This is a genomic window from Halomonas sp. A020 (assembly GCF_027943625.1).
GTDB lineage: Bacteria > Pseudomonadota > Gammaproteobacteria > Pseudomonadales > Halomonadaceae > Vreelandella > Vreelandella piezotolerans.
Genome location: NZ_AP022850.1, coordinates 1,813,423 through 1,828,943, shown reverse-complemented (window position 1 = coordinate 1,828,943; position 15,521 = coordinate 1,813,423). Strand labels below are relative to the sequence as shown.

At 58.8% G+C, this 15,521-nt stretch carries 14 protein-coding genes; 6 read left to right on the top strand and 8 right to left on the bottom strand.

The features are described 5' to 3' along the window. On the top strand, positions 1–933 hold the full coding sequence (locus FRH_RS08560) for a polysaccharide deacetylase family protein (RefSeq protein WP_281998079.1): 933 nt from the start codon (positions 1–3) through the stop codon (positions 931–933). Next, complete coding sequence (locus FRH_RS08555; protein ID WP_281998078.1) at positions 933–2,354, top strand: FAD-dependent oxidoreductase; 1,422 nt, start codon at positions 933–935, stop codon at positions 2,352–2,354. Before FRH_RS08560 ends, FRH_RS08555 begins: the two co-directional genes overlap by 1 nt. A gap of 201 nt (positions 2,355–2,555) precedes the next feature. On the opposite strand, the gene FRH_RS08550 is transcribed toward FRH_RS08555, so the two are convergent. The 8 genes from FRH_RS08550 to FRH_RS08515 all read right to left on the bottom strand — a co-directional run bounded on the left by FRH_RS08550 (position 2,556) and on the right by FRH_RS08515 (position 11,086). Further along, entirely contained in the window at positions 2,556–2,819 is a 264-nt protein-coding gene (locus tag FRH_RS08550) for a PAAR domain-containing protein (RefSeq protein ID WP_281998077.1), read from the bottom strand. Then, the gene (locus tag FRH_RS08545; protein WP_281998076.1) at positions 2,816–3,721 is read right to left on the bottom strand and encodes a hypothetical protein; all 906 of its coding nucleotides are present in this window, start codon (positions 3,719–3,721) and stop codon (positions 2,816–2,818) included. The genes FRH_RS08550 and FRH_RS08545 overlap by 4 nt, the downstream gene beginning before the upstream one ends. Positions 3,722–3,729: 8 nt before the next feature. Continuing rightward, positions 3,730–5,652: a hypothetical protein gene (locus FRH_RS08540; protein ID WP_281998075.1), complete on the bottom strand. Its 1,923-nt coding sequence runs from the start codon at positions 5,650–5,652 to the stop codon at positions 3,730–3,732. Beyond that, entirely contained in the window at positions 5,649–7,007 is a 1,359-nt protein-coding gene (locus FRH_RS08535; RefSeq protein WP_281998074.1) for a DUF4123 domain-containing protein, read from the bottom strand. Before FRH_RS08535 ends, FRH_RS08540 begins: the two co-directional genes overlap by 4 nt. Before the next feature lie 3 nt (positions 7,008–7,010). After that, a complete protein-coding gene (tssI, locus tag FRH_RS08530) occupies positions 7,011–8,972 on the bottom strand; it encodes a type VI secretion system tip protein VgrG (protein ID WP_281998073.1) in 1,962 nt (653 codons plus the stop codon). Positions 8,973–9,240: 268 nt separating this feature from the next. Next, positions 9,241–9,459, bottom strand: coding sequence for a DUF1653 domain-containing protein (locus FRH_RS08525; RefSeq protein ID WP_281998072.1), 219 nt, complete (start codon positions 9,457–9,459; stop codon positions 9,241–9,243). Next, a complete protein-coding gene (tcdA, locus tag FRH_RS08520; protein ID WP_281998071.1) occupies positions 9,456–10,304 on the bottom strand; it encodes a tRNA cyclic N6-threonylcarbamoyladenosine(37) synthase TcdA in 849 nt (282 codons plus the stop codon). Before tcdA ends, FRH_RS08525 begins: the two co-directional genes overlap by 4 nt. 8 nt (positions 10,305–10,312) lie before the next feature. Beyond that, on the bottom strand, positions 10,313–11,086 hold the full coding sequence (locus FRH_RS08515) for a pseudouridine synthase (RefSeq protein ID WP_153843482.1): 774 nt from the start codon (positions 11,084–11,086) through the stop codon (positions 10,313–10,315). 267 nt (positions 11,087–11,353) lie between these two features. Between FRH_RS08515 and sodC the strand changes: the two genes are divergently transcribed. The 4 genes from sodC to FRH_RS08495 all read left to right on the top strand — a co-directional run bounded on the left by sodC (position 11,354) and on the right by FRH_RS08495 (position 15,443). Next, complete coding sequence (gene sodC, locus FRH_RS08510; RefSeq protein ID WP_281998070.1) at positions 11,354–11,887, top strand: superoxide dismutase [Cu-Zn] SodC; 534 nt, start codon at positions 11,354–11,356, stop codon at positions 11,885–11,887. Positions 11,888–12,087: 200 nt separating this feature from the next. Continuing rightward, positions 12,088–13,557, top strand: a complete 1,470-nt coding sequence (locus FRH_RS08505) for a carbon starvation protein A (protein ID WP_139528367.1) — start codon at positions 12,088–12,090, stop codon at positions 13,555–13,557. A gap of 191 nt (positions 13,558–13,748) precedes the next feature. Beyond that, positions 13,749–14,591, top strand: coding sequence for an ABC transporter ATP-binding protein (locus tag FRH_RS08500; RefSeq protein ID WP_139528366.1), 843 nt, complete (start codon positions 13,749–13,751; stop codon positions 14,589–14,591). After that, positions 14,592–15,443 (top strand): dipeptide/oligopeptide/nickel ABC transporter ATP-binding protein, encoded by an 852-nt coding sequence (locus FRH_RS08495; protein WP_139528365.1) that lies wholly within the window; start codon positions 14,592–14,594, stop codon positions 15,441–15,443. It begins immediately after the preceding gene. Positions 15,444–15,521 lie beyond the last annotated feature (78 nt).

Sequence of the window (15,521 nt, the reverse complement as noted above, 5' to 3'; positions counted from 1 at the left end):
ATGGCGCTCAATGACGACTATCTCGACTACCCTTACCGCCGCCACGGCTACGACCATGAGCGCTATGCGTGGTCGATGCTGAGTGAACGCCCACCGGTGACCTGGCCCGGGGGCAAAACGCTGGCGGTATGGATCAATGTCTCGCTGCAGTTCTACCCGCTCAACCAGCGCGGCGTGCCGTTCAAGGTACCCAACGGCATGACCATGCCCTACCCGGACCTGCGCCACTTCTCGCTGCGGGATTACGGCAACCGCGTGGGTATCTATCGTGTTCTCAAAGCGCTGGCGGCACATGACATCACGCCGACCTTTGCGATCAACGCCCAGCTCGCCGAGCAGACGCCCTATCTGGTACAGCGCTTAAAAGAGCACGGCGGTGAATTTATCGCCCACGGTTGGAACATGGACCACCTGCACTACGGCGGCCAGCCCATCGAAGAAGAGGCCGAGCTGGTCAAGCGCTCCGTCGATACCCTGCGACGCGTAACCGACCAACCCGTTCGCGGCTGGCTCAGCCCCGCCAAGCACCAGAGCTTCAACACCCTGGACCTGCTGGCAGAAAATGGCATTGAGTACTGCGCCGACTGGGTGAATGACGACCTGCCTTATGCGTGCGACACCAGCACCGGCAAATTGACCATGATGCCGCTGGCCACCGAGATTGAAGATCAGTTCGTGATGAGCCAGAACCTGCATTCTGAAGACTCATGGGTAACACAGGTAAAAGACGCGTTTGATTTTCTGCTGGAAGAGTCCCGCGAACAGGGTGGGCGGCTGTTTGCGCTGAACCTACACCCCTGGCTGGTGGGCCAGCCTCACCGTATTGCCTGCCTGGAAGAGGTGCTGGCACACATCAGCGGGCATGCCGACGTATGGCAAGCCCCGGCGGGCGAGATTCTGGACGCCTTCCACCAAGCTGCGGAGCAGGCGTAATGGCGATCATTCCCTACACACACGAGGGCTTCGATGCTCATCTGCCGCTGCTGATTATCGGTGCGGGTGCCTGCGGGCTGGTGGCCGCCCTGGCAGCACAGGAAGCGGGTATCGAGCTTGCGGTGCTGGAGCGCGATGCCCTGCCCCGTGGCAGCACGGCGATGTCGTCGGGCTTTATCCCTGCCGCCAATACGCGCTTTCAGCATGAGCTGGGCGTCACCGACTCCGCCGAGGCCATGGCGGAGGATATTCAAAAGAAGAATGGCTTCGAGGCGGACCCGGCCATCGTCGACCTGCTGGCCAGCCAGTCCGGCCCCACCATCGAGTGGCTGGCCGACCAACACGGCGTGCCTTTTGAGCTAGTGGAAGGCTTTCTTTACCCCGGCCACCGTCACCTGCGTATGCACGCCACGCCTCGGCGTACCGGGGAAGAGCTGATGGGCGCGCTGCTTAATGCTGTTGAGGCGGCGGGTATCGATATTCTGACCCAGGCTCAGGTCGTGGATTTGCATGTGGATAGCACCCAGCGCGTACGCGGCGTCACGCTCCAGCGCCCAGACGGCAGCCGCGAAAGCATTGGCTGCGATGCGCTGATTCTGGCTTGCAACGGCTACGGCGGTAACCCTGAGCTGGTCGAGCGCTATCTACCGACGCTGAAACACGCACTGTATTACGGCCACGAAGGAAACCAGGGCGATGCCCTACTGTGGGGTCAGGCAATGGGCGCCAGCACCAAAGATTTAGGCGCCTGCCAAGGCCATGGCTCCCTCGCCACGCCGCACCAAACGCTGATTAGCTGGGCGCTGATGATGCAAGGGGGCATTCAGGTCAACATCAAGGGCGAGCGCTTCTCCAACGAACACGGCGGCTACTCCGAGCAGGCCGCCAAGGTGCTGGCGCAGCCGGAGCAAGTGGCCTGGAACCTGTATGACGCGCGCATTCATGAGTCTGCCCAGGCGTTCGAAGATTACCGCAACGCCGAGGAGAGCGGCGCGGTACGCAGCTTCTCGACCCTGGAAGAGATGGCCACTGGCCTGAAACTTCCTCTTGGCGCACTGCAAGCCACCTTCACTCAGATGCAACAGCACGCCGAGCAGCAAACCACGGATGCATTTGGCCGACGCTTCGAGCCCGCCAACCTGCTAAAAGCCCCCTACTACGCCATCCGCGTCACCGGAGCGCTGTTCCATACCCAAGGCGGCCTGGAAGTGAACCGCAAGGCCCGCGTGCTTGATACCCAAGGCCAAGCACTGCCCAACCTGTTTGCCGCAGGCGGCGCGGCGAGAGGGGTTTCAGGCTCCAACGACAGCGGCTACCTGTCCGGCAACGGGCTATTGAGCGCCGTGGTGCTGGGCGCGGTAGCAGGCAAAAGTGCCGCCGAGCTGCTGCACTTGAAACTCAGCTCCGCCGCGCTTCCTTGATACTGCTTGGGTTTCTCACCATTCTTGGCTGGGATGGTGAGAAACTGAGATTCTAAGCAGCGGAGACTGTAAGCAGCAAACGCCAAACTGATGCTCAGTTTCTGTCCCCTTGTTGGCGCGCCCATGAGCATCAGCGCAACGATCAAACAGCAAACAGCTCATTTTTTCATGCTGTAAAGTACATTTAGCTAACGCAGCACATTAAGGCTGCACCTTGGCATTACTCGACGCGGTAACAATCTCGCCGCCGTGATCAGTTTTACAGCCCAGGTAGGCGGTGGGCTTACCATCATGGTTAGAGTGGCTGGAGCCTTCGATAATCGTGGCCCTACAGCCGGTTTTATCACCCACCCGCGCCACAGGCTGGCCCTCAACTAAAGAGGGCGAACCGGAGACGATTTCCGTGGTGCCGTGGCCAGGGATGGGGCAGCGATGCAGGTCGCCTTTGCGGGCAATGGGCTTCATCGGCAGATTTCCCACTGGCCATCGCGACGGATGAAGTAGAGACTTACGTAGCTAGCACGACCTTCCTGTGAAACATTATTAAAACGAATGGGTTCACTTACTCCTTTAGTGGTCAGCCATGCCACGCGATTATCTGCTCCCAGGTTTAGCGTCATGGGCTCTTCGGGGAAATCGTCTAACTGGTAAATATCAGGATTGTCAAAGTACATATCATAGCTAAACCGATGGCGCACATACTCTTCCGGAGTGCCCGAAGCTAACGCCAACTCTTCGGTTCGCGTGGCGGCTGCGTTCAACAAGGCCTCGTTATTACCCGCCGCAAACAGCGCATGGAGCCGTCGGTACTCGCGGGCCAAGCTATCGCGGGTAGCCTCGTTATCACGCAGCACATCACCCTCTTCCCAGCACCATGTGGGCATTGATTGCCGGTTTTGGAACGGCACATGTAGCCTGAAGTGTCCAACATGGTCCACCCAGCGGATATCACCCTCTACTGGTTGTAGGGGGGCGTTAGGGTCTCTTGATACCACTTCTGGCTCAGCATCTTCTTCCCCTGGCTTAATCATGATTTCAAAGGCTGTTTTGGCCTCTGTATTCGGATTTTTCCCTGGCTCCCAATACTCCATAGACAGTCGTATCTCATGCCCCTCCGCAAAAGGCACTGGCCAAGCGTAAAATTGAACTTCGTTAAGCCCATTACGAACGTACTGTGTGACTGGCAGCATTGTATTCTGCGCACTGGGCTCGCCTTTGAAGTCGAGTAGAATATCTTGGATGTGCGTACCCGTGGCTAAACCATTAACGCTCCAACGAACGCCAAACTGATATTCGGTTTGCTGTGCCATTGCCTGTGCCCCCATAGTAAGTAATACCAATAAAGAAAAAGTAATCAATGATTTCATACGATGATCTAATCTCCGGTGTTAAATGAAATAAAAGCCCCCGTCCAGTTATCAGCCAAACGGTAGCTGTGAATGTCTCCATCGGCTTGCCAGCGAGTACCGTCGTCTGTTTCGACTATCTGAGAATTGCTGCGCTGGGTTTGGGCTGGAAAACCATCATCACTTGACTGGCTTTTGCGATCACTTGTATCCGCCTTTTTATACCCCTGCACGCTGAGCATCGCGCCGGCATGGGAGAGCTGATAGCCCCACTGGCCGTTCTGGATGGCAATCGCGATACTGCCACTGGTGGCTACCTGTACGCCGTACTTGAACACGGTTCGCTCGGTGAACAAGCTGTCGAAGTACCCCATCATACCGCCGCTAACCAGCGCACTTAGGGTGATGCTCACCTGCCCTTCCGGTTGCTCGAAGGCGTTGGCTTGTACGTTGTAGGTGGCGCGGAGCATATGATTGCCCAGCCTATCCTCCGTGCCCTCGGGGCCAACCCCTAACCCGACTTCCATGAATAAGGCGGGCATGAATTGGCCTTCGATAAAGTACACATTAAAACCCTCTTCGACACTTTCCAGAAACGTGACGAGCGCGGCACCACCACCGGTTCCCCTGGCGGCCATTTTCAGTGCTTCGTAGATATCGAGCTGCACCCCGCACTCATACGCTAACGAAAGCCCTGGCGTTATCGCCCAAGTCGTTCCGGGGCCACCGCTCTCTTCCACCTGCTCAGTGGTCGCGCCCAGCATGAGCTCCGGACCACGGGTGTAGAAACTGAATAGCTTGCTATCGTCATTTTCTGTCCCACTCAGATTTTTGGCGATACGTTGCGATGCCTCGGTCAGCGTGCCAATAAATTGCTCCACCGCATTTTGCTGTTGCCGCTGGTTCTCTGCCTGGCGAAGCGAGGGTCCGGTATCGAGGGTCTCGGTTTCGCTGGGACTTTGTCCTACGGTAATGGTTGTATTCTTAGCGCCACAAACGACGGTGAGGTCAGCGTGGATGCCCCAGCCTTGCCGCGCGGTTACCTGCCTTACCCGCGCCCCCATACTCTGTTGTGCGGCGATCATACGGCCTTCCCGTTTTTCAACCGGGCGAATATCAATCGTGGGAGGTGCGATAGTCACCAAGCCATCGAACTTTAGCTGCGGTAGCGTCACTGCCATGAACTGGAAGTCGTTCGTGCCATCGTAACTGATGCGAAAACGTTCTTCGTTCACCATGGCGGTACGGTTCATGAGGACATTCAGCAACATGACGGCGGCTTTAAAGGCGAGCGCTTCATTCGTTGAGACCACCCCCATCAGCACGCTGGGTAGGGTGATCGGCGGGACGGGCTTCGTCATCACCGTAAAGTCAATCGTGGAGGTCGCTCCTGAGGCGATAGCCGTACCGTTAAGCTCGTCGGTCCAATAGAGCGTGTGCTGATCATGGGGGCAGTTGCTGGCCAGTGTGATGCTGACTTGGCCTTCATCCTTGAGCGGCGTACCGGCTAGAAAGTCTTCGAAGGTTCCCTCGCCCGTCACGAACTGATGTGCCACAAAATATATCTTGCAGCCAGTCGCAGAGAGTTCGTTTTCGCCTTGTAGAACGACGCGAGTATTCTCACCGCCGTGGCAGACGACCTCTACCTTTTCGATACAGGGCGACAACGAAGCGCACTCCACGCACATGGCACCAAACTCGGGGTCTTGGCGGCTTCCTTCGTCTGCGGGTTCAGGGGGTATGGGGCTTTCGGCCAACGCTTGACCACCGTTAGCCAAGAAGTCGTTGTAATGAGCTTGAGCCGTTGACGACTCAAATGCAGAACGTTTTATAGGATCATCAGCCTGCATGGCGTTCCGGATCGAGCGTAGCGTTGTCGTAGGACTAGAGAAGTGCTCCGGTTGGTGTTGTGCTAAATATGCGATGTCTTCAATGCTGGGCTGATAGCTCATGAACGTTCCTCATCAGCGATGGGCCGATAGTTGTCTTCATGCTGACCGGCGTGTTGATAGGGAGCCAATAGCGCCTGTCGGAGTCGCCCTCGGGGTAGCCAGGTCTCCAGTAACTGGCACTTCCGCCAAGCAGCAAGCTGTGGGTTGCCTAGGATGCGCTCTGCCTCGGGATGGCCTTTGACGAAGTCTGGGCCGATGTCCAGCACGCATACGGCAAGCGTTGTGATCTGCTTTTTGGAGGACAGGCCATACGACTGCCCTAGCGCCCGGGCATCGATCACTGCACGCATCCGCTCGCTTTCTGATACGTGGGGGTAACGCTCCTTGAGCGACCGTGCGAGGGCCAGGCTCGCTCTTGACTGCGCCAACTCCCCAAAGCGCCGATACTCCGCCTGTCCTATCGCAAACTGCCGTCCCTGGCCGTTGGCGGCGCGTGCATCGTCGCTGAGGACGATGCTCACCAGTCGGCCCTGCACCTCACGCGCCTCGGTGTCGAGCGCCATCTCGGGGATGAACGTGAGGGCTGGCGGCAACGTCATCAGCGGCGAGGCGGGCACGATCAGGGCTTCTATCGGAGCCATCAACGCGGCCAGCTTCCAAGGCTCCAGGGCCTGGCTCATGTCTAACGCGACACGTGGGTCGTAGAAGCGGAAGTAGACCGGGGCCTGATCGTTGGCGGGGGTCCACAGCAGGGTGAACTTGCGCAGGTGGCTCCGCAGTTGCTTGAGGGTGGCGTGGGAGTGCAGCAGTACGCCCCAGTGCTGGTCTTGGGGCAGGCTTTCCAGCCAATTGCGCACTTCGCTGTCGGCTTCCAGGCGCACCAGCCAGGGGGCGTTAGCGCGGGTGGCGTCGTCCGTGGAGGCATACAGGCAGGCGCTGTGTACACCGGGCTGCTGGAGGCGGGACATGGCCTCTCGGCAGTTGACCCCATCGATCACGGCCCACAGCGGGGGCTGTTGGGGGCCGAGGAGTGCTTGCCAAGTGGTCTCTTGGTAGGCCACCGCGGGTGTGGGCGTCGCGGGTTCCGGTTCGGCAGCGGGTTCGGGTAACAGGGGCAGCATCTCCCCATAGGCAACGGGGTGCGTCGACGAGGTGGTGTGCGCCAGTTCGACAAGCCCTTGCACCAGGCCTTCGCGGCGGCAGCGCTGGAGCAAGGTTTCGATAGCGTCGATGCGTAGTAACCCCAAGCCATCCGCACGGCACTGTTGCTGCAGTTGCTCGCGCACGTCGTCTTCGTTATCGGCCAAGATGGCGGCCACGGTCACGGCCTCATCGGCTTCTTCTTCCCAGCGTCGGGCGCTGGGGTGGGTGGCCATCACGTGGCAGCGGGCCAGCCAGTAGTCTGATACAGCCATGGGTTACTCGTCGGCTAGCGGACAATGGGAGACGAACGGGCTGCCTTCTCCAGCCGCGGCTTCCAGCACGGCTGGAATGGGTGGAAGCGCCGCCGCACTGGGTGATGCCGACCCCACATTGAGCACCGGCGTCACATCTACGCTGCCGCCCGACACCACCAGCGCGGAGCCACCCGCCACTAAGGTGATCTTGCTAGCATCCAGAATGAGTTCACCATCGGCTTTGAAGGTAATATCGCCATTGGCATGGGTCTGATAGCTGCCGCCGACCGTTAATCCACGCTCTCCTTCTACCTGTTCGGTGTGATTGGTACGTACGGTGATGTCACGGTTGCCGTCGATGGTTTCGACGCGATCCTTGGCGACAGCCAAATGGGAGTTATTGCCGATGGTGGCGGTATCGTCGAATTCGACGCGCTTCTGGCGAGAGTTTAAAACATGCAGCTCCATATTTTTCTGGGCATGCATGTAAATAAACTCTTCCCCCGCCTTGTCCTCAAAGCACAGCTCGTTAAAGCCTTCACCTTGGTGGGTCTGGGTTTTGATCGTCGTGCGCGTTTTATGCTCAGGCAATTGATACGGCGGGGTATTGACGGCATGGTAAGTACGTCCGGTCACTAGAGGCTGGTCAGGGTCTCCCTCCAAGAACGAGACGACCACCTCGTGGCCAATGCGGGGAATGGCGATACTTCCGTACCCAACACCCGCCCACCCTTGAGAGACACGCACCCAGCAGCTAGCGTTTTCATTAGGCTGTGCTTCACGATCCCAGGGGAATTGAACTTTCACACGGCCATACACATCGCAATGAATCTCTTCACCCGGTGGCCCAACGACAAATGCTACCTGCGGCCCATCCACCCGCGGTTTGGCATTCGGCGTTGCCCGCCAGGGTGTGTCGCTCGGCCCCATGACGAGCGTGTTGTGGTAGCGGGTCATGCCGGCATCGGCGTTGGCAATGCTATCCTCTTCCAACGCCTGAGGCTGTTCACCGTAATGCATGACCTCGACAAGCTGCCAATCACGATTCAACCGTTCGTTATCATGGTCGATCAGCGTAAAGCGAGTGCCAGGGGAGAGTTCCGGCAAGTCACTCTCGGCGTGTGCCGTGACGGCCTCGCGGCGTAGCGATTCCAGGCGAATACGAGTGAAGGGCTTGCCAGACGCATCCTTTTTATAGCGGCCGGGATAGTCATAGTGCTCATAGTCGACTTGCTGACCGTGCGCTTCAATGTCTTGCCCTTGCGACTCGTGCTGCTGCGCATAACCTGGGTTTTTGAAGGTGTAATCCTTCAGCATGGCCGACGAACTCGCCACGCGCGCCGTATGCTGAAGCTTGCGCACGTACCGAGTGGGAGCACTCCCCCCTGCCCGGCTGTGATAAGTGCGTTCTCCCAAACTCGATAGCGTGTTGGAATCATCGGTAAACACTAAGCGATGCGCACCAGCCTCGAAGATGTGGTAGTAGAAAAGCCCTTCTTCAGCGGCTAGACGTTCGATGAAAGCGAGATCGGTCTCGCGATACTGAACGCAGTACTCTCGCTCGGCTGGTTCGCGCGTCACATTGAACGTCACATCGCTAATGCCACGCTCCTGGCACAGCGTGCGAATGATCGCGATAGGCGTTAGCGCCTGAAAAATTCGGGAGTTATGGCGCAATGACAGGCGCCAAAGCGCTGGTTTGAGCACCAGTGAGTAAAACGTATGCCTATGTCCGCGATCCCCTTGAGAGAACTCGGAAACGATGCCATGGATATGTCGTAATGCCTTCCCGCTTTCCCACACGGTCAGGGTAGCGTTACGATCTAATAACTCTGCAGCATCAAGGTGCCCATGGCGACTGGCCAAGGTCAACGTGAGTTCAAAAGGTGATGACAGCGCCTCTCGATGCGTGAAGTCCACCACGACCGCATCGGCATCGCCGGGCAATGACAGGGTAAAATGGAGGCCGTTTCCGTTTGCCATCACACCGCTCCTTGGCTATTTAAAAGCTAATGAGAAGCGATGATCGTAGTGACGCAAAAAGTAAAAGCAACGGCACTGTTTAGGGTAAGCAGTGTACGAGCCATTTCCTGCTTGAAACTCTAACGCCGAAATGGCCCTCTTAGCACTTTAAAATCATAATGTTAAATGGCTCGCTAATAAAAGCTCATTCCTCGTCGGGTGATGCTTGTAAGATATGTCTTACAAAAATTTCAGTCATCGCTTACAGGCCCATCTACATAGGGAGCGCTTAAAACGCCTTCTCCAACGCAAAGCGTGGCTGGGTGTGGCCCTCTTTGGTGACGCTCTCCATGAACATCGCCAGCGGGCGCACCCAGAGGCCGTAGTCGCCGTAGAGCGCGCGGTAGACCACCAGCAGCTCTTCGCTTTCGCTGTGCTGGGCGGTGCCCATCACTTCGTACAGGCTGCCTTTGTAGTGGCGGTAGATACCGGGAACGGGAGTGGTCATTCGTTTTCCTCTTGGATGGCTTGTGCGGCGGCGGGCTGATTCGCTTTTTTGGCAAGGCGCTCCAGCACTTTGGAGGCAGCCACGAAGCCAAAGGTGCCGGTGAGAAACGTCGCCGCGCCAAAGCCGGAGGCGCAGTCCAGCCGTGTGGCATCGCCGCTGCCGGGCTTTTGCAGGCACACTTCGCCGTCGGCACTGGGGTAGACCAGCTGCTCGTCGGAATAGACGCACTCCACCGAGAAGCGCCGCTTAGGGTTGCGAGAGAAGCCGTAATCCCGGCGCAGCCGCGAGCGCACTTTGGAGAGCAGCGGGTCGTGCTCGGTGCGGGTCAAGTCCGCCACTTGAATGCGCGTGGGATCGGTCTGCCCACCCGCCGCGCCGGTCACGGTAATCGGGATCTTACGCCGCTTGCACCAGGCGATTAGCGCCGCTTTGGCAATCACACTATCAATGGCATCCACCACATGGTCGGCATCCTCAGGAATGCGCTCGGCCAGGTTGGTGGGCGTGACGAAGGCGGTATCCGCGATGATCTCGATCTCGGGGGCAATCAGGCGGCAGCGCTCGGCTAGCACGTCTACTTTGGGCTGGCCAATCGTACCATCCAGCGCGTGGAGCTGGCGGTTGACATTGGAGACACACACGTCGTCCAGATCAATCAGCGTAAGCTTGCCGATGCCCGAGCGAGCGAGCGCCTCGACCGTCCAGCTGCCCACACCTCCGACCCCGACCACCACCACGTGGGCACGGCGAAATGCCTGCGCCGCACGCTGGCCGTAAAGGCGCCGAATACCGCCAAAACGGAAGTCATAATCGCTAGAGGAAGTCGTGGATTCATTCAATGACATGGGCTGGCTCACAGGGCTTGCAGGGCAGAAGGCGTGGCGATGGGCGGCGTTCGCACGCTATCTAGAGGTAGATGCCCCTGCCAGCCAAACTGCTCGAACAGATTTTTCATCGTCTCATCCACGGCGCAGCTGAGCTGAATACGCTTACCCAACAGCGGATGATCGAACGCTAAATAGGTGGCGGCGAGCAGCAGCCGAGGGGCAGCCAGCTGCTCGGCAAAAAAGCGATTGTGGACACTTTTACCGTGCTTGGCGTCGCCAATGATCGGGTAGCCACGGCGAGATAAGTGGCGGCGTATTTGGTGTCGCCGACCGGTCAGCGGCCGTGCTTCTACTAACGAGTAGCGCGCCACCGGGTAGCGGTCTACCTGCACCGGCAGCTCGACGCTATCCAAGCGGCGAATATCGGTCATCGCGGGCATGGCAGGCATCTCCGCCTTGGGGCGCGTGCCGTCCTCCTCCCTGAGCGGGTAGTCCAGCCGCTCCTGCTCAGGTGCTTTACCGCGTACTACCGCGAGGTAGCGCTTCTCCACCTGGCGTTCGCTAAAGCCCTCGCTGAGCAGGGCGGCCGCCTCGGAGGAGAGGCCAAACACCATGACGCCGGAGGTCGGCCGGTCCAGCCGATGTACTGGGTAAACCCGCTTGGCCAGCTGGTCGCGCAGGCGCTGGAGCAGAAACTCGGTTTCCCCACGCGCCAGAGCTGAGCGGTGCACTAATAGGCCGGACGGCTTATGCACCGCTACAAGATGCTCATCCTGATAGAGGATGGTGAGTGGCTGCATGGGTCTCCTCGCAACGTAGGCCGAGAACACGGCAATAGGGGTATGTCGTCGCTGGCTATTGTCGCGACTTAAGTCGCTTATGTCATCCGCTGGGGCGAACGTAACGCTGCGCTAGCGCGCCCATGCTCTCCTTGTCGTGTGGCTGAGCCCTTAGGTCACGAGCGCAACCGAGGGCTCGCATCGTTCTGGCAGGGGAGGCAGCAGGCAGCTACCTTGAAAGAGTGCCCTGGAGCAGGGCTTCCATGGACAAGGAAAGGAGTAACCAAGATGCGCTATCTACTACCCCTCACCGGTATCGCGGCGAGTATGCTATTGGCCACGACGGCTTACGCCAACGAGTCGTTGGATGTCGAGATGCATAAGGTCAGCGCCGACGGAGTGGAGGAGTCCATCGGCACGGTGGCCATCGAGCATACCGAGCACGGCGTTCTGCTGACGCCTTCTCTGACCGATTTGGAACCGGGCGTTCATGGCTTTCACGTTCACCAAAATGCCAGCTGTGAGCCCGCTGAAAACGACAGCGGCGAAATGACTGCCGCGCTATCGGCCGGTGGCCACTATGATCCTGAAGAGACGGGCACCCACCAAGGCCCTTACGGTGACGGCCACTTGGGCGACCTGCCCGTGCTGACGGTGAATGACGACGGTGAAGCCAACCTGCCGGTGCTGGCCCCGCGCTTGAGCATGGAAGACATGCCTGGGCGCAGCCTGATGATTCACGCCGGGGGCGACACCTACGCAGATGAGCCTCATCTCGGCGGCGGCGGCGCACGCATGGCTTGCGGCGTGATCTCTTCTTAACGCTCGATCAAGGCCACGTTTGGCACTGGGCAGCCTTGTGGCTGCCCATTTTATTTTGTGTATCAGCGACTAACGTCGCAGACCACTAAAGTCGTAAAGCACTTATCGACACGTCTCTGTACATTCACCCCGGCTAAATAAGCGTGGCTTGCTGCCTAGCCGTTCGCTTGACACCCTCCCTGACCAGTTGAGTGCTTTTTATGATTACGTTCATTCTCTCGATAGTGCTATTAGTCGTGGGTTACTTTACCTACGGCAAGTTCGTCGAGCGCGTGTTTGTCGCCGATCGTAAGCGTCAAACACCGGCGTTCAGTATGCGCGACGACATCGACTATGTACCGATGAATACCACGCGCAACTCGCTCATTCAGCTGCTGAACATTGCCGGGGTAGGCCCCATTTTCGGCCCTATCCTGGGGGCGCTCTATGGCCCGGTGGCGTTTGTATGGATCGTGATTGGCTGCATTTTCGCAGGTGCGGTTCACGACTACCTGACCGGCATGATCTCCATTCGCAACCACGGTGCTCACCTTCCCCAACTGGCGGGTAAGTTCCTGGGCAAAACGATGAAGCACGTGGTCAACGGCTTTGCGATCTTGTTACTGCTGTTGGTGGGCACCGTGTTCGTCACGTCGCCTGCGGCGCTGTTGGCCAACATGACATCGCTATCGCTGACACTGATCATCCTGGCGATTTTTGCTTACTACCTGATCGCAACGCTACTGCCCATCGATAAAGTCATTGGGCGTATTTATCCCTACTTCGGAGCACTTTTGCTGTTTAGCGCCGCAGGCATCGGCATTGGCTTGGTCGTCACGGGCGCGCCGATCCCTGAGCTGTCATTCCAGAACATGCACCCGGATAGCGCACCGATCTTCCCACTGCTGTTCTTGACCATTTCCTGCGGCGCGCTTTCGGGCTTCCACGCCACCCAAACGCCGATCATTTCGCGCACCACTGAAAATGAAACCAACGGGCGTAAGATTTTTTACGGCATGATGATTGCCGAAGGCGTGATTGCCATGATTTGGGCGGCGGCCGCCATGAGTCTTTTCCAGGGCGAGCAGTCGTTGTCTGACGTGTTGGCGGCAGGCGGCCCAGCCGCTGTGGTCAGCGAAGTCTCGACCACCATGCTAGGCGCCGTGGGCGGCACGCTGGCCGTATTGGGTGTCATCGTGCTGCCCATCACGTCGGGTGATACGGCGTTTCGCAGCGCGCGCATGATCATTGCCGATTATTTGAAGGTAGAGCAGAAGCCCATCGTCAAGCGCATCGTGATTGCGCTGCCGCTGTTCGTGGCGTCCTACGCGTTGACACATATGGACTTCACGCTGCTATGGCGCTACTTCTCCTGGGCCAACCAAACCACCGCCGTGATCGCGCTCTGGACGGGCACCATGTACCTTGTGCTCTCGCGTAAGCCGTACCTGATCACGTCCATTCCGGCAGTCTTCATGACCATGGCAACCTTCACTTACCTGGCCTATGCACCGATTGGCTTTAATCTGCCGCTGCAAACCAGCTATATCGTCGCCGCCCTTGGCACGCTGGTCTGTATCGCGCTGTTTATGAAACGGGTACGCCGCCTGAGCCGCGCCACCTTTGCCGTGGATGAACCGGCTGCCCGCTTCGACACACCCGATACCTTGGCCTCCAACGCCACGAAATAATCGATGACCACCGGGCGGCCATGGCCGCCCATCACGTTAAGCGCTGATATGTCAGCGCTTTTTTTATACCTGTTTTATACCTGCGGGTCGTATCGCGCGGACAGGGGGAGACTGAACGTATTGCTGACCTAACAATAAACGTTATATCATAACGATTATTGTTTGTTTTCGTTTCGTCAGAGAGGCGGCCCATGCGCAGCGACCCGGTACTCTCCGTCCGCCATTTACGAATCACACTCGGCCAACACACTCTCGTGGATGATCTCTCCTTCGAGGTCATGCCCGGCGAACGTGTCTGCCTGCTGGGAGCATCCGGCTCGGGTAAATCGCTCACGGCCAAGGCCGTGCTGGGTCTATTGCCGCCACACACTCGAGTAACGGGCAGGATTCTTCTTCACGGTCGAGACATCATCGACCTGCCCGCCGCCCAGCGACGGAACGAGAGTCGCATTTCGATGGTGTTTCAAGACTCACTTTCGGCGCTGAATCCCCTGGTTTCCATAGGCGCCCAACTGCGTGAGCCCTTTATTCAACACCATAAGCTGTCGCGACGGGCGGCTACTCAAGCAGCCGCCGCGCTGCTAGCGTCACTCCACTTGCCTGATCCGGAAGGGCTGATGAAGCGCAGCCCGGCCGAGCTTTCCGGTGGCCAGCGACAGCGGGTAGGTATCGCGCTGGCCATGGCCTGTAAAACATCGCTCCTGGTCGCCGACGAACCCACCACCGCGCTGGACGTGGTCACCCAAGCCCAGGTACTGGACGCGCTGCACGCACAGACCGAACGGTCAGGAAGCGCGATGTTGTTTATCACTCACGATCTCCACGCGGCCACCCAACTCTGCCAGCGGGCGATCGTCATTGAACATGGCCGCGTCATCGAAAGCGGTGAACTTGGAACGCTCATGACCATGCCCCAACACCCTTTTACCCAATCGTTGGTAGCGGCCGCCCACGGCATCGAGCCCTCCGCCGTTTCGTCCCAAAGAGCCACTCCGGACCCTACGATGCCCCCTTATTTGTTGAAGAGCGCCTAGATGGCACGCTTGCCCTCTCCTCAAACAGCGTTTCTGACGGCGCAGGGACTCAACAAGCGCGTGGCGCTCTCCCGCCCCCTGCCCTGGCGCAAAGGCGTCTACAAGAAGGTCATGAACGATATCGACCTGACGCTTCATGATGGCGAACGGATCGGTTTGGTGGGCGTCTCGGGTTCTGGCAAGTCCACGCTGCTGCGCGCACTGCTGGCCATGGAAGCCCCCGACAGCGGCTCGATCACCTGCCTAGAGCGCAACGTGCGCCCAGGGTCCACGGCGCAGCTACGCTGGTATCGTCGCACCGTACAGTACATCCCCCAAGACCCAGCCTCGTCCCTGGACCCGCGCATGCGCGTTCGCGACCTGGTTAGCGAGCCGCTGATTCGGCTGCACGTGGCGTGTGACCCCAACGAGCGGGCCCGTGAAGCACTGGAGCACGTTGGCCTGGGCGCGCCGTTTTTGGATCGCAAGCCGAACGAACTCTCCGGCGGCCAAGCACAGCGCGTCGCCATTGCCCGGGCCGTGGCCACTCGTCCGCGCTTCCTATTGGCGGATGAGCCGTTGAGCGGCCTCGATTTACCAGTGCGCGCTCAAGTGATCAGCGTACTGAAAACCCTCTGCGACGAGTGTGGCACTGGCTTGCTCATGGTCTCCCACGACTTATCGGTCGTGACGCAGCTATGCGCGCGCACGTTAGTCATGAACGATGGCGAAATCGTCGAAGACCGCCCCACCTCGTCTCTGTGGCGCGCGCCCACTCACCCGGCAACGCGTGCGCTGATCGACGCACTCTCACAACGACCGTCGTGTGCGCTGCCAGGCTGCAATGCCGCCACGGTCGATGCCCCGATGTAATTGCTTTGCCATGCAATGAACACGCTGCTCATTGGCCAGCCAGTCTCGACATCCCCCTTTTTTACTTACTCTACGATG

Excerpts from the sequence above, each read along its gene's own strand:
- FRH_RS08560 (WP_281998079.1), top strand. The coding sequence starts at position 1 with ATGGCGCTCAATGACGACTATCTCGACTACCCTTACCGCCGCCACGGC.
- FRH_RS08555 (WP_281998078.1), top strand. The coding sequence starts at position 933 with ATGGCGATCATTCCCTACACACACGAGGGCTTCGATGCTCATCTGCCG.
- FRH_RS08550 (WP_281998077.1), bottom strand. The coding sequence starts at position 2,819 with ATGAAGCCCATTGCCCGCAAAGGCGACCTGCATCGCTGCCCCATCCCT.
- FRH_RS08545 (WP_281998076.1), bottom strand. The coding sequence starts at position 3,721 with ATGAAATCATTGATTACTTTTTCTTTATTGGTATTACTTACTATGGGG.
- FRH_RS08540 (WP_281998075.1), bottom strand. The coding sequence starts at position 5,652 with ATGAGCTATCAGCCCAGCATTGAAGACATCGCATATTTAGCACAACAC.
- FRH_RS08535 (WP_281998074.1), bottom strand. The coding sequence starts at position 7,007 with ATGGCTGTATCAGACTACTGGCTGGCCCGCTGCCACGTGATGGCCACC.
- tssI (WP_281998073.1), bottom strand. The coding sequence starts at position 8,972 with ATGGCAAACGGAAACGGCCTCCATTTTACCCTGTCATTGCCCGGCGAT.
- FRH_RS08525 (WP_281998072.1), bottom strand. The coding sequence starts at position 9,459 with ATGACCACTCCCGTTCCCGGTATCTACCGCCACTACAAAGGCAGCCTG.
- tcdA (WP_281998071.1), bottom strand. The coding sequence starts at position 10,304 with ATGTCATTGAATGAATCCACGACTTCCTCTAGCGATTATGACTTCCGT.
- FRH_RS08515 (WP_153843482.1), bottom strand. The coding sequence starts at position 11,086 with ATGCAGCCACTCACCATCCTCTATCAGGATGAGCATCTTGTAGCGGTG.
- sodC (WP_281998070.1), top strand. The coding sequence starts at position 11,354 with ATGCGCTATCTACTACCCCTCACCGGTATCGCGGCGAGTATGCTATTG.
- FRH_RS08505 (WP_139528367.1), top strand. The coding sequence starts at position 12,088 with ATGATTACGTTCATTCTCTCGATAGTGCTATTAGTCGTGGGTTACTTT.
- FRH_RS08500 (WP_139528366.1), top strand. The coding sequence starts at position 13,749 with ATGCGCAGCGACCCGGTACTCTCCGTCCGCCATTTACGAATCACACTC.
- FRH_RS08495 (WP_139528365.1), top strand. The coding sequence starts at position 14,592 with ATGGCACGCTTGCCCTCTCCTCAAACAGCGTTTCTGACGGCGCAGGGA.